The organism is Streptacidiphilus sp. EB129, assembly GCF_041262645.1.
Taxonomy (GTDB): Bacteria; Actinomycetota; Actinomycetes; order Streptomycetales; family Streptomycetaceae; genus Streptacidiphilus.
In genome coordinates, this window is sequence record NZ_JBGCCS010000017.1 from 89387 (window position 1) to 102796 (window position 13410).

Genomic DNA, 13410 nt, shown 5'->3' on the forward strand with positions numbered 1-13410 from the left:
TACCCCGATCCGGCGGATCGCACGACCGCAGCGCGTACAGATGCGCCACCCGCGGCCGGTCCGGGGCGGGAATCAGGCCGGGCGCTGCAGCACCATCATCGAGCGGTCCGCCAGGTGCAGCCCGTCGCCGGCCCGGACCTTGGCGCCGGTGCCCGGCGGGATCACCCAGGGCATCGCGGTGTCCACGATCACCTGCCACTCGCGGCCGTGGTTGATCGGGACGGTGAAGTCCATCCCGGTCGCCCCAGCGTTGAACAGCAGTAGGAAGGAGTCGTCGGTGATCCGGCCGCCGCGCCGGTCCGGCTCGGAGATGGCGTAGCCGTTGAGGAAGACCGTGAGCGACTTGGCGAAGGACGCGCTCCAGTCCCGGTCGGTCATCTCCTCGCCGCCCGGGGTGAACCAGGCGATGTCGGTGAGGTCGTCGTGGGTGCCGGAGACCGGGCGGCCGTGGAAGAACCGGCGCCGCCGGAACACCGGGTGGTCCCGGCGCAGCCAGACCATGTGCCGGGTGAACTCCAGCAGCTGGGCGGTGTGGTCCTCGACCTCCGGGGTGTCCTCGTCGGCCTCGCTGGACATCCGGACCGGGCCGATCGCCGCGGACGGCCACTGCACCCAGGAGATCTCGCTGTCCTGGCAGTAGGCGTTGTTGTTGCCGCCCTGGCTGCGCCCGAACTCGTCGCCGTGCGAGAGCATCGGCACGCCCTGCGAGAGCATCAGCGTCGCGATGAAGTTGCGCTGCTGACGGGCCCGCAGGGCGAGCACCGCCGGATCGTCGGTGTCGCCCTCGACGCCGCAGTTCCAGGAGCGGTTGAAGCTCTCGCCGTCCCGGTTGCCCTCGTGGTTGGCCTCGTTGTGCTTGGTGTTGTACGAGACCAGGTCGCGCAGGGTGAAACCGTCGTGGCAGGTGACGAAGTTGATGGAGGCGATGGGACGGCGCCCGTCGTCCTGGTACAGGTCGGAGGAGCCGGTCAGCCGTGAGCCGAACTCGGCCAGCGCCGCGTTGTCGCCGCGCCACAGGTCGCGGACCGTGTCGCGGTACTGGCCGTTCCACTCGGTCCACAGCGGCGGGAAGTTGCCGACCTGGTAGCCGCCCTCGCCGACGTCCCAGGGCTCGGCGATCAGCTTGGCCTGGGAGACCACCGGGTCCTGCTGGACCAGGTCGAAGAACGAGGACAGCCGGTCCACCTCGTGGAACTGGCGGGCCAGGGTCGCCGCGAGGTCGAAGCGGAAGCCGTCCACGTGCATCTCGGTGACCCAGTAGCGCAGCGAGTCCATGATCAGCTGGAGCACGTGCGGATGGCGCATCAGCAGGCTGTTGCCGGTGCCGGTGGTGTCCTCGTAGTAGCGGCGGTCGGCCGCGAGGCGGTAGTAGGCGGAGTTGTCCAGCCCCCGGAACGCCAGCGTGGGGCCCAGGTGGTTGCCCTCGGCGGTGTGGTTGTAGACCACGTCGAGGATCACCTCGATGCCGGCCGCGTGCAGCGCCTTCACCATCGACTTGAACTCCTGCACCTGCTGGCCCCGGTCGCCCAGCGAGGAGTACGCGCCGTGCGGCGCGAAGAAGCCGATGGTGTTGTAGCCCCAGTAGTTGGCGAGGCCCAGCTCGACCAGGCGGTGGTCGTGCACGAACTGGTGCACCGGCATCAGCTCGATGGCGGTGACGCCCAGCTTCACCAGGTGCTCGACCACGGCCGGGTGCGCTATTCCGGCGTAGGTCCCGCGGATCTCCTCGGGGATGCCGGGGTGCAGGAAGGTCAGGCCCTTCACATGCGCCTCGTAGATCACCGTGCGGTGGTAGTCGGTGCGCGGCGGGCGGTCGTTGCCCCAGTCGAAGAAGGGGTTGACCACCACCGAGGCCATGGTGTGCGGGGCGGAGTCCAGGTCGTTGCGCTGCTCCGGCGAGCCGAAGTGGTAGCCGTAGACGGACTCGTCCCAGTCGATGGTGCCGCTCATCGCCTTCGCGTAGGGGTCGAGCAGCAGTTTGGCGCCGTTGCAGCGGTTGCCTCTGGCGGGCGCGTACGGGCCGTGCACCCGGAAGCCGTAGCGCTGGCCCGGCTGGACGCCCGGGAGGTAGGCGTGCCGGACGAAGGCGTCCGTCTCGCGCAGCTCCACCGAGGTCTCCGAGCCGTCCTCCCCGAGCAGGCACAGCTCGACGCGCTCGGCGACCTCGGAGAACACCGCGAAGTTGGTCCCCGCGCCGTCGTAGGTGGCGCCCAGGGGGTACGGCTGTCCCGGCCAGACCTGCATCGTCGTCAACAACTTCCGCTCGCACCGCACCGCGCCCTGCCCGCCAGGGACGGTAATCGTCACGTGGCCTATGCCCACGGGAAGGGCCTGCCATGTCCCTTGGCATGGTGTCGCAGCCGGGGGGAAACCATGGTGCTTTCACCGGTTCTTCGCCCGAACGGGTGTACCAGTACCTCCTGGTGACGGACCGGCACCGGGCCGAGGCCGAGAGCCGGACTGCGGCAGTCGGCGTATTCTTGATCGTCCGGAGTCACCCGGACGGCCTACCCGGCGGCCTCCGGCGCGGTACGTTGTCGTCGGCGAGCCACACGGGTGCGCACGTGAGGCACATGAGGATGGTGAGGTCCGGGATGGTCGTCCCCGACGGGGGTGCCGCAGGAGGCACGGCGCGGGGAGACGCCCCCACCGCCGTCGTCCGCAGCGGATCGGGCCGCACGGTACCGCACCAGCCGGGATCGATCGAACCCACGCTCGCCTGGCCCGCGGCGGCCTGGGACGAGGCTCGGACCAGGGTCCGCCGGGCCGGGCGTGCGTACGTCTGGCTCAACCTGGTCGAACAGCGGCTGCGCTCGGTCGTCGCCGAGGTGCTGCGCCCGGTCTACGAGCCGGTGCACGGCGAGGACTGGGTGATCGCTGCGGCGGGCCCGGCCGGCGAGGAGTGGGTGCAGCGGGCCGGCGCGGTACGCGAGGTCAGCCGCCGCAAGGGCTATCTGCTCGACCCGGACGACGACAGCCTGGTGGTTTTCCTCACACTCCCGCAGCTGCGCGAACTGATGGTGCAGCACTGGCCCTGCTTCGAGCCGTTCCTGAGCGACCGCAGGGAGGTCGAGCTGGCCCTGGACGAGCTGGAGGTGGCCCGGCACGTCGTCTCCCGCAACCGTGCGCTGTCCGAGAACGTGCTGGCGCAGGCCGAGCGCTCGGCGGCGCGGCTGCTGCGGCTGCTCGACGGGGGAGCGGACGACGGGCTGCTGCGCGCCCCGGTGGACGTGGTGGAGGAACTGGTCGGCGACCGCTACGCGGACGTGATCGGGGTGCACCCGGACCGGGTCCGGCTGCAGCGCGGCCTCCCGGTCGAGGACCTGCTGGCCGGCGCCCGCAGGGTCGACGCGGTGGGCATCTCGCTGAGCCTGCTCTGCCAGAACTTCACCGGCCGCCGGCTGGTCACCCTGGCCGACACCGGCTGCCGGATCCGGCTGCTGTTCCTCAACCCGGCCAGCAGCGCGCTGCGCCGCCGCGAGCGGGAACTGGGGATCGGCCGGGGCGAGTTGGGCAAGTCGGTGGAGACCAACATCATGCATGTGCGGCGGGTGCGGGCCCGGCTGCGGGACGCGGGATCGTTCGAGATCCGGGTCTACGACGAGATGCCCCGCTTCACCGCCTACCTGGTCGACGGTGACGGCCCGGACGGCCTCGGCGTGGTGCAGAGCTACCTGCGCCGGGCGCGCGGCATCGAGTCCCCGGCCCTGGTACTGCGCGGCGGCACCCCGGGACCGATCGTCTCCGGCCGCGTCCCCGAACCGGGCCTGTTCCAGGTGTACCAGGAGGAGTTCGAGGGCGTCTGGACCGACTCCCGTCCCGTCTCCTGACGTCCCGTCGCCGGTTCGCCCCGCCCGCACGCCCCGCGCCGGTGCCGGGCACGTGCGCGAAGCGCCCGTGCGGGGGCGGTGGCCGACCACGTACCCGGGCCGGGGCGTTGTCAGTGGGGCACGCGATGATGGGGGACCTGGACGAGAGGACGCGATCGTATGAGCTGGCTGCACGAAACGCTGGTCGGTTTCGACATGGAGACGACGGGGACGGATCCGGCGCAGTCCCGGATCGTCACGGCCGCGCTGGTCGAGGCGAAGGGCGGCGTGGTGGTGCGACAACGGGACTGGCTCGCCGACCCCGGCGTACCGATCCCGGCCGAGGCCACGGCGATCCACGGGATCGCCACCGAGCGGGCGGTGGCCGAGGGGCGGCCGGTCGCGGAGGTGGCCGACGAGGTGGCCGAGGCGCTGTGCGGCTACTGGCGGGCCGGGGTGCAGGTGGTGGTGTTCAACGCCGCGTTCGACCTGAGCCTGCTCAGCGCCGAGCTGCACCGGCACGGCCTGCCCTCGCTGGCGCAGCGTCTCGGCGGCGCCCCGGTGGGCCCGGTGCTGGACCCGCTGACGGTGGACCGCGCCATCGACAAGTACCGCAAGGGGTCCAGGACGCTGCAGAGCGCCTGCGGTGTCTACGGGGTGGAGCTCGCCGACGCGCACCGGGCCGGTAGCGACGCCCTGGCCGCGCTGCACGTGGCCCTCGCGCTGGGCCGCGCCTACCCCGCCGAGGTCGGCGACCTGGCCCCGGTCGATCTGCACCGCCGTCAGATCGACTGGCACGCCCACTGGGCCGAGGGCCTGCAGAGCTGGCTGCGCCGCAGCAAGGAGCCGCAGGCCGTGGTGGACGGCAGCTGGCCCCTGCGGGCTGTCCCCGCAGAGGCCAACTGAACACCTGAATCATCGGGAGGGATGACCTCGGGGGTCACTCTGTGGTGGGGGTCACACCGCGCTGGGTAGGGACGGCTCCAGCGGCGCGGGGGCGTCCGTCGGCTCAGCAGCGGCCTCGCCGTGCTCCAGCCGCGGCAGCCAGCCGAGCCAGCGCGGCAGGTACCAGTTGCGCTCGCCGAGCAGGGTCATCACGGAGGGCAGCAGCACGGCCCGGATGACGGTGGCGTCGATCAGTACCGCCACCGCGAGGCCGATGCCCATCTGCTTCATGGCCTGCAGGTCCAGGGTGCCGAAGACCGCGAACACCGCCACCATGATCGCCGCGGCGCTGGTGACCACACCGGCGGTGCTGGTGATGCCGTGGGCGACCGCCGCGCGGGTGGGCACGCCCTGGTCGTGCGCCTCCTTGATCCGGGAGACCACGAAGACGTGGTAGTCCATGCTCAGCCCGAACAGGATCACGAACAGGAACAGCGGAACCCAGGTCTCGATCGCGCCGACCCCCTCGGTGCCGACCAGCGACGCCCCCACGCCGTGCTGGAAGATCAGCGTCAGCGCCCCGTAGGAGGCGGCGACCGAGAGCAGGTTCAGCGCCAGTGCGGTCAGCGCGATGGCGATGGAGCGGAACGAGAGCAGCATCAGCAGGAAGGCGAATCCCAGCACGAAGGCGAAGACTGGCAGCATGCTGGCGCTCATCTGCTGGTTGAAGTCCTCCGAGCCGGCCGTCTGCCCGGTCACCTCGGCGTGGGCGCCGGGGACGGCGCCGAAGGTGTGCGGGACGACCGTGTCGCGCAGCGCGGCCAGGGCGTTGCTGCTGGCGGCGTCGTTGCCGGTGCCGGCCATCGGCACATCGACCAGTTCGAGGTGCTGGGCCGGGTAGGGAGTGACCGTGATCGGGTCGTGCAGCAGCCCGGTGGCGACGGCCTGCTGCTTGAACGAGGCGAGCGCCCGGGTCATCGCGGCGGAGTCGACCGGGTCGGCGCTGACCACCACGGTGGCCTGGTTGGGGTTGCCCGGGAAGGCGGCCCCGATCTGCTGCTGGGTCGCCACCAGCGGGGTGCCCTTGGGCAGTTGCTGGGCGAAGGTCAGGTTCGCGGTGTGCATCGACAGCATCGGCGCGGCCAGCGCCAGCAGCAGCGCGGTGGCGATCGCGGCCGACCACAGCGGCCGCCGCAGCACCCGGCCGAGGACGGCACGCCATACGCGGTTGCCGACCGGGGTGCCGGCGGTGCCGGGAGTGCCGGCCGGGGCGGGGGCGGTCCGGCGGCGCAGGAACGGCACCCGGCCCTTCTCGACCCGGTCGCCCAGCATGGAGAGCAGGGCGGGCAGCACCGTCACCGAGCCCAGCACGGCGGTGATCACCACCAGGATGGTGGCCATGCCCATGGCCTCGAAGTCGGCGATCCCGGTGAAGAACATCCCGGCCATGGCGACCACCACGGTGAGCCCGGAGACCATCACCGCCCGTCCCGAGGTGGCGGCGGCGATCTGCAGGGCGGCCTGCGGCGACCGTCCCCTGGCCCGCTCCTCGCGCTCGCGGCGCAGGTAGAACAGGCAGTAGTCGACCCCGACGGCCAGGCCGACCAGCAGCATCACCGAGGAGGCGTCGTTGCTGGTGTGCAGCAGATGGCTGCTCAGTGCGACCAGTCCGCCGGCCGCGATGAAGGCGGTGATCGCCAGCAGCACCGGCAGCACGGCGGCGACCAGCGCGCCGAAGGCGATCAGCAGGATCCCCAGCGCCAGCGGCACCGCGGTCCACTCGGCGCGGGCGAAGTTGTCGCCGAAGGCGTCGTTGACCGCCTTGACGGCACTGGCGTCGCCGAACTCCGAGACGGTCAGGTCCGGGAGGTGCGCCTGGACCCCGGTCACGGCGGCCAGCACCGGGGCGACCTGGTCCGGGGCCCTGTCGGGGTCGCCGGCCATGGTGACCTGGACCAGCGCCGAGTGCTGGTCCGGGGAGACCGCTCCGGTGTCGTAGGGCGACTTCACCGCGGAGGCCTTGCCGGTGCCCTGGACCGCGCTGACGGTCTCGGCGACGGCGGCGCGGAACCGCGGGTCGGCGACGGTGAAGCCCTTCGCCTGGATCAGGACGGTCTCATCGGCCGGGGAGGTGATCCCGGCCCGGTCGATCATCTGCTGGGCCCGGCCGGAGCCGCCGACGCTGTTGTCCTGGTTGGTGGTCTGGACGCTGCCGGCCATCCCCCCGAGGACGGTCGCCAGGACGACGAAGAGCAGCCAGCCAAAGACGGCGGTCTTGCGGTGCTGGGCGCTCCAGCCGCCCATTCTCGCGGCCAGACCCAGCCGCCGGTCCTTCCTGCTGCGGGTGCGGGCGTGCGTACCGGTACTCACGGTGTGTCCCCCTGGACTGGTCGGCGCGGACTGTGTGCTGCGCAGACATGACGCTACGAACTCCGCGTTCGACCGGACATCCGGCCAGCGGGCCGGGCGGCCCTGGACTTCTCCCCAGGGGGAGTAGGGGGATACCCCTACCCCGGCGGGCCGCGGATCTCCGCCCTGAGGGGGAGACGACTCCACCCGGGGGACGAGGAAATCCCCGGTCAGCGTGGGTGAAGATGGTGTGCGATCGGGATAGGGATCCGATCAGGGGGACAGGGTCCAAGGTAACGACTTGCCGCGCGGCTAGTTGCCTTCCTAGGATGCCTCGACAGCACTTACCTGCCGACCGGCTAGCTGGTCGGTCCAATCGCGCTGCCCGTGCGCCCTTGGCGGGCGGGGTGGTTCACGCCTTGGAGGCGCACTCGCATGTTTCACCGGATAGGACGCACCGTGGTGCGTCACCCGATCTGGACGATCGTGGCGTGGATCGTCGCCGCCGTCGTGATCGCCATGACCGCACCGACGCTCGCGTCCAACAGCGACGAGAGCAGCTTCCTGCCCAAGAGCTACGAGTCCATCCAGGCGATGGACCTGCAGCAGAGGGCGTTCCCGGCCGCGTTCACGCCGGCGGCCGAGATCCTCTACCAGCGCACCGACGGGCAGGCGCTGACCGCGGCCGACAAGGCCGAGACGGCGACCATCAACAAGGAGCTGGCCGCCAAGGGGGTCAACCTGGTCGAGGGTGTCATCCCCGGTCCGTTCTCCGCTGACGGCAAGTACGGCCTCGGCCTCGTCAAGATGGACCCCAAGAGTGCCGGCCAGCCCTCGCAGGCGGACGCGGCCAAGGCGCTGCGCACCGATCTGGGGACGCTGACCCAGGGCACCTCGCTGAACGCCAAGCTCGGCGGCTCGGCGGCGCAGGTCCTCGACCAGCAGGACGCGTCGACCCGCGGACAGGCGCTGATCGGTATCGGCACCTTCGTGATCATCATCCTGGCGATGCTGCTGATCTTCCGCGCCCCGCTGATGGCCATCCTGCCGCTGCTGCTGATCGGCGTGGTGGCGACCGCCGCGAACGGCCTGATCTCCGACATCACCAAGCTGCTGGGGCTGTCCTCGAACAGTTCGGTGTCCGGCATCCTGATCGTGGTGCTCTTCGGCGTCGGCACCGACTACATCCTGTTCCTGATGTTCCGATACCGAGAGCGGTTGCGCGCGGGCGACGAGGCCAAGGAGGCCATGATCACCGCGGTCGGCCGGGTCGGTGAGGCCATCGCCTCCGCCGCCGGTGCGGTCATCATCGCCTTCCTCGCGCTGTCGCTGTCCTCGGTCTCCTTCCTGAAGCAGATGGGTCCCGCGCTGGGCATCGCGGTCGGCGTCACCCTGATCGCCGGGCTCACCCTGGTGCCCGCCGTGTTCTCGCTGATCCCGCCGCGGGTGCTGTTCTGGCCGTCGAAGAAGTGGAAGATCGAGCCCACCGGTTCGACCTTCGCCTCGCTCGGCCGTGGCGTGCAGCGTCGTCCCGCCCTGGTCGCCCTGGTCTCCGGCCTGCTGATGGTCGCCCTGGCCCTGGTCGCCACCAGCTACAAGGCCAGCTTCGACTTCGCCTCGGGCTCGATGCCCAAGACCAAGGAGTCGATGGTCGTCCAGGACACCCTCGGCAAGGCCTTCAGCGCCGGAGCCGCGCAGCCCACCGACGTGTTCCTGACCACCAACAACGGCAGCCCGGTGGACCAGGGCGCGATCAACGCGCTGGAGGCCAAGCTGCGCGACGTGCCCGGGGTCGCCTCGGTCTCCCCGGCCCGCCTCAACACGGCCGGCGACACCGCCGACATCTCCGTGGTGCTGAAGTACGACCCGCAGAGCTCGCAGGCGATGAGCACGGTCGACAGCATCCGCACCGTCGCCCACGCCAACACCCCAACCGGGGACACGACCCTGGTCGGCGGCATCTCCGCGATCTACAAGGACATCAACAAGGCGATCAACCACGACTACCTCGTGGTGTTCCCGATCGCCGGTCTGCTGATCATGCTGATCCTGGGGCTGATGCTGCGCAGTGTCGTCGCCCCCTGGTACCTGATGGCCTCGGTCGGCCTCGGCTTCGCGGCCACGCTGGGCGCCACCGTGCTGATCTTCCAGCACCTGCAGAACCAGTCGGGGCTGATGTTCATGCTCCCGGTGTTCATGTATCTGTTCGTGGTGGCGATCGGGACGGACTACAACATCCTGATGATCGCCCGACTGCGGGAGGAGGCCCGTGAGGGCCGCAGTCCGCGTGAGGCGGCCGCACAGGCGCTGCGCCACGCGGGTCCCACGGTCGCGGCGGCCGGCGCGATCCTGGCCGGCACCTTCGCCAGCATGATGCTGGCCGGGAACACCCTGTTCGCGGAGATGGGCTTCTCGATCAGCTTCGGCATCGTGATCGCGGCCTTCGTGATGGCGATGTTCTTCACCCCGTCGCTCACCGCGCTGATCGGCCACGCCGCTTGGTGGCCGGGCCACGCGGACCGCGCCTCGGGCCACGGAGAGAGCCGCGTGATCGCGTCCCACACCGCGGTCCACGGTGACTCGGTCGGCGACGAGGTTGACTCCCGCCGCTGACCCGCACCCGAAGGGGCGCGGGGAACTGCGCGACCGGCCCTCCCCGGAGGTGCCTGGTCCGCACAGTTCCCCGCGCCCTTTTCGCTTGCGATGAGGCAGCCCGGATCGCCGGAAGCGGGGTCGAAAAGCGGACCTTCTCGTTAGAGTCGCAGCATGGACAGTGACAACCTCGACAACCTGATCAGGGACTACGAGGACCGTCACGGAGTGATCAGTGATCGCGACGTCGCGGCAGCCGAGGCCGAGCTGTTCGGCACGTCCACCACCGCCAGTGACGGGTCTGGCCGGCCGCCGGCTACCCCGGTCGCTGGGCGAGGTAGTGCGGGGGGACCGAGTCGGTGAGCCAGACGCCGTTGGCGCTGACCCGGAAGCGGTGGCCGTCGGCGGACATCGCTGCGGCGTCGACGGCCAGCAGCACGGGGCGGCCCCGGCGGGCGCCGACGCGGGTGGCCGTCTCGCTGTCGGGTGAGAGATGGACGGCGTGGCGCTGCATCGGGCGCAGCCCCTCGCGCCAGATCGCGGCCAGCGCGGCGGGGTGGGTGCCGTGGAACAGCACGGCGGGCGGTTCGGAGTCCTCGTAGCCGAGGTCGACCTCGACGGTGTGGCCCTGGCTGGCACGGATGCGGGTGCCGGTGGGGTCGAAGGCGAAGCGGCGCTTGTTGTTCTCGGCCACGATGCGGTCGAGCTGGGCGCGACTGAGCGGACGGCCGCGGGCTGCGAGAGCAGCGAGGAGGACGGGGACGTCGACCCAGCCGGCGGAGTCCAGGGTGAGGCCGAGCTTGCCCGGGTCGTGCCGCAGGACGAGTGAGAGGAACTTGGAGGTCTTCACCAACCACTTGCTGTGGTCGGGGTCGTGGGAACTGGACATGGCCGCGACGATAGCCCCGGCGGCGCGGTCCGTCCTCCGGTTTTCGCCCGAGTGGATCCAGGCGGGTGCACGGCGCGGCGGTGGTGGGGCGGACGCGGGCGGCGGTGTCGGTGCGGGCGGCGACGTGCGGGCGGCGTCGGTGCGGGCAGGCCGTGCCGGGGCCGGACTTGGACGGCGGGGGCGGGCTCAGGCGCTGACGGCCAGTGGGGGGACGGTGGCGGCGGCCTGGGTGGCCTGGTCGTGGCGGAGGAGCAGGAGCTGGGCCAGTTCCGGGGCCGCGCCCAGTGGGTCGGCGACGGTGTCGACGCCGGCGGCGGCCGCCTCGGCGGCGATGCGGTCCGGGAGCAGTCCCGGCGCCAGCAGGTACGGGGCGACGGCGATGTGCCGGACGCCGCGGGCGCGCAGCGCGGCGGCGGCGTCGGCGAGCCGGGGCGGGGCCGCGGAGGCGTGCGCCACCTCGACGCCGGCCCAGCCACGCAGCCGCTGCCAGTCGGCGGCGACGGCTCGGGTGACCGCGTTGGCGGTCGGGTCGGAGGAGCCGGCCGCGGCCAGGATCACGCCGGTGCCGGGGGAGGGGCGCACGCCCGCCTCGGCCAGCCGGCGGTCCAGGGCGTCCAGCAGCAGCGGGGCGGGCCCGAGCACCGCGGCCTGGCGGATCGTCAGCCGAGGGTGCCGGGCCGCTGCCTCGGCGAGCGCGCCGGGGATGTCGCTGCGGGCGTGGAACGCGTGGTTGAGCAGCAGCGGGAGGGCGGTGACCGCGCCGTCCAGGCGGCTGAGGATCTGGCCGATCCGGGGCGTGCAGTGGTCCAGGTAGCCGATCTCGACCGGCAGTCCGGGCCGCAGCGCCCGCACCCGCGCCGCCAGCGCGGTGACCGTGGCCGCGTGCCGCGGGTCCCGGCTCCCGTGGGCCACCAGCAGCAACGTGCCGTCCGCCGACCTGCCGGCCGCGGACGCACCCGCCGTCGACCTGCCCGATGCCGATGCACCCGCTGACCTGCCACCCGCCGCCGACCTGCCGGCCGCAGACGTGCCCGGCCCGGGCGATGCCGCGGGCGGGCGCGCGTCGGCGGCGGCGTGGGTGCGGGGGAGCGGTGCGCGGGTCATCGGCGGGTGACCAGGAGGCCGCGGGAGCGGAGCACCCGGCGCTCCAGCGGTGCGAAGATCAGCAGCTCGATGCCGACGCCCACGAGCAGGATCAGCAGGATGGTGGACAGCACGCCCGGCATGTCCTGGGCGTCGCGCGCGGTCTCCAGCGACTGGCCCAGGCCGAAGCCGAGCGCGGGCGAGCTGGCGATCAGCTCGGCGGCCATCAGCGAGCGCCAGGCGAAGGCCCAGCCCTGCTTCAGTCCGGCCAGGTAACCGGGCAGCGCGGCGGGCAGCAGGACGAACCAGACCCCGCGCAGCCCGGTCGCGCCGAGGGTGCGTCCGGCGCGCAGGTAGAGCGGCTGGATCTGGTCGATCCCGGCGACCAGGCCGTTGGCGATCGAGGGCACCGCGCCCAGCAGCACCACGGCGTAGATGGTGGCGTTGCTCAGCCCGAACCAGATGATGGACGCGGGGACCCAGGCGACCGAGGGGATCGACTGCAGCCCGGACAGGATCGGGCCGATCGCCGCGCGGATCGGCTTGACCTTGGCGACCAGCAGGCCGATCGGCGTGCCGATCACCACCGAGGCCAGGAAGCCGAGCGCGCCACGGGAGAGCGAGGTCCAGATGGTGCCGAGGATGGTGCCCTGCAGCCACTGGTCGCGCAGGCTGTTCCACACGTCCAGCGGGCTGGGCAGCAGGTCGGGCCGCTTGAGGTGGGCCGCGTAGGCGCCCTGCCAGAGCAGCAGCACCAGCGCCACGGCGATCAGCGGCGGAACGGCCTTGGTCAGCAGCACCCGGCCGAAGGGGGCGCGTTCGACGGCCTGAGTCTCCAGGGCGTCGAGCCCGGCGCCGAGGTCGGCGGCCTCGTCGCCCACCGGCGCGGGTGCGGCGGCCCCGTCGGGCGGGGTGGTCACGTCAGTGCTGGACGCGGTGGTCACATCAGTGCTGGACATGGCGGCGGATCTCCCCTCGGAGCTGGTCGGTGATCTCGATGGAGAGGTCCGCGACGGCGGCGTCCTCGATACGGCGCGGCTGCGGCAGGTCGATCCGCCACTCCCGGGCGATCCGACCGGGGCGTGAGGAGAGCAGCACCACGCGCTGTCCGAGGCGGACTGCCTCGCGCACGTTGTGGGTCACGAACAGGACCGAGACGCCGGTCTCGGCCCAGATCCGGGTGAGCTCCTCGTGCAGCACGTCCCGGGTGATGGCGTCCAGCGCGGCGAAGGGCTCGTCCATCAGCAGCACGCTGGCGTCCTGGGCCAGGGCGCGGGCCAGCGCGACGCGCTGGCGCATACCGCCGGACAGCTCGTGCACGCGCTTGTCGTGCGCGCCGCGCAGCCGGACCAGTTCCAGCAGCCGCTCGGCCTCGGCGCGCCGCTCGGCGCGGGGCAGGCCGCGCAGCCGCAGCGCCAGTTCGACGTTGCGTCCGGCGGTCAGCCACGGGAAGAGCGCGTGTTCCTGGAACATCAGCGCGGCCCGGCCGCCGGGCACCTCGATGCTGCCGCTGGTCGGCCGGTCCAGGCCGGCGACCAGGTTGAGCAGGGTGGACTTGCCGCAGCCGGAGGCCCCGAGGAGGCAGACGAACTCGCCGGGCGCGACGCTGAGGCTGATGTCGTCGAGCACCGGGAGCGCGCCGGCCGCGCTGCGGCCGAAGCTCTTGCTGACGTGGTCGAGCGTGACGGCGGGGAGTGCGGTGGCGAGTGCGGGGCTGGGCAGTGGGTCGGTGACTACCGGGGCCATCCGGTCACCTCCTGGGCTGGTACTGGCTGACGAGTGGGGGGAAGGGGGTTGCCGGGG

General features: G+C 72.1%; 9 protein-coding genes. 3 read left to right on the forward strand and 6 right to left on the reverse strand.

Annotated features, from left to right (window positions below):
* Positions 1–72: 72 nt before the first annotated feature.
* Entirely contained in the window at positions 73–2244 is a 2172-nt protein-coding gene (gene glgX / locus ABH925_RS21540) for a glycogen debranching protein GlgX (RefSeq protein WP_370150377.1), read from the reverse strand.
* Positions 2245–2579: 335 nt separating this feature from the next.
* Between glgX and ABH925_RS21545 the strand changes: the two genes are divergently transcribed.
* Complete coding sequence (locus ABH925_RS21545; protein WP_370150380.1) at positions 2580–3830, forward strand: SAV2148 family HEPN domain-containing protein; 1251 nt, start codon at positions 2580–2582, stop codon at positions 3828–3830.
* Positions 3831–3989: 159 nt separating this feature from the next.
* On the forward strand, positions 3990–4715 hold the full coding sequence (locus ABH925_RS21550; RefSeq protein ID WP_370150251.1) for an exonuclease domain-containing protein: 726 nt from the start codon (positions 3990–3992) through the stop codon (positions 4713–4715).
* A gap of 51 nt (positions 4716–4766) precedes the next feature.
* On the opposite strand, the gene ABH925_RS21555 is transcribed toward ABH925_RS21550, so the two are convergent.
* A complete protein-coding gene (locus ABH925_RS21555; protein WP_370150383.1) occupies positions 4767–6998 on the reverse strand; it encodes an MMPL family transporter in 2232 nt (743 codons plus the stop codon).
* A gap of 480 nt (positions 6999–7478) precedes the next feature.
* Here ABH925_RS21555 and ABH925_RS21560 point away from each other — a divergent pair, with 480 nt between their 5' ends.
* On the forward strand, positions 7479–9656 hold the full coding sequence (locus ABH925_RS21560) for an MMPL family transporter (RefSeq protein ID WP_370150252.1): 2178 nt from the start codon (positions 7479–7481) through the stop codon (positions 9654–9656).
* A gap of 295 nt (positions 9657–9951) precedes the next feature.
* On the opposite strand, the gene ABH925_RS21565 is transcribed toward ABH925_RS21560, so the two are convergent.
* The 4 genes from ABH925_RS21565 to ABH925_RS21580 form a co-directional block, all read right to left on the reverse strand.
* Positions 9952–10524 (reverse strand): RNA 2'-phosphotransferase, encoded by a 573-nt coding sequence (locus ABH925_RS21565; RefSeq protein ID WP_370150254.1) that lies wholly within the window; start codon positions 10522–10524, stop codon positions 9952–9954.
* A gap of 186 nt (positions 10525–10710) precedes the next feature.
* Positions 10711–11442: a sirohydrochlorin chelatase gene (locus ABH925_RS21570; protein ID WP_370150386.1), complete on the reverse strand. Its 732-nt coding sequence runs from the start codon at positions 11440–11442 to the stop codon at positions 10711–10713.
* Positions 11443–11624: 182 nt separating this feature from the next.
* The gene (locus tag ABH925_RS21575) at positions 11625–12566 is read right to left on the reverse strand and encodes an ABC transporter permease (protein ID WP_370150256.1); all 942 of its coding nucleotides are present in this window, start codon (positions 12564–12566) and stop codon (positions 11625–11627) included.
* A complete protein-coding gene (locus ABH925_RS21580) occupies positions 12553–13353 on the reverse strand; it encodes an ABC transporter ATP-binding protein (protein ID WP_370150258.1) in 801 nt (266 codons plus the stop codon). Before ABH925_RS21580 ends, ABH925_RS21575 begins: the two co-directional genes overlap by 14 nt.
* Between the last annotated feature and the right edge of the window lie 57 nt (positions 13354–13410).

Bases quoted from the DNA above. Each gene is read 5' to 3' on its own strand.
- glgX (WP_370150377.1), bottom strand. From the start codon at position 2,244: ATGCAGGTCTGGCCGGGACAGCCGTACCCCCTGGGCGCCACCTACGAC.
- ABH925_RS21545 (WP_370150380.1), top strand. From the start codon at position 2,580: ATGGTGAGGTCCGGGATGGTCGTCCCCGACGGGGGTGCCGCAGGAGGC.
- ABH925_RS21550 (WP_370150251.1), top strand. From the start codon at position 3,990: ATGAGCTGGCTGCACGAAACGCTGGTCGGTTTCGACATGGAGACGACG.
- ABH925_RS21555 (WP_370150383.1), bottom strand. From the start codon at position 6,998: ATGGGCGGCTGGAGCGCCCAGCACCGCAAGACCGCCGTCTTTGGCTGG.
- ABH925_RS21560 (WP_370150252.1), top strand. From the start codon at position 7,479: ATGTTTCACCGGATAGGACGCACCGTGGTGCGTCACCCGATCTGGACG.
- ABH925_RS21565 (WP_370150254.1), bottom strand. From the start codon at position 10,524: ATGTCCAGTTCCCACGACCCCGACCACAGCAAGTGGTTGGTGAAGACC.
- ABH925_RS21575 (WP_370150256.1), bottom strand. From the start codon at position 12,566: ATGTCCAGCACTGATGTGACCACCGCGTCCAGCACTGACGTGACCACC.
- ABH925_RS21580 (WP_370150258.1), bottom strand. From the start codon at position 13,353: ATGGCCCCGGTAGTCACCGACCCACTGCCCAGCCCCGCACTCGCCACC.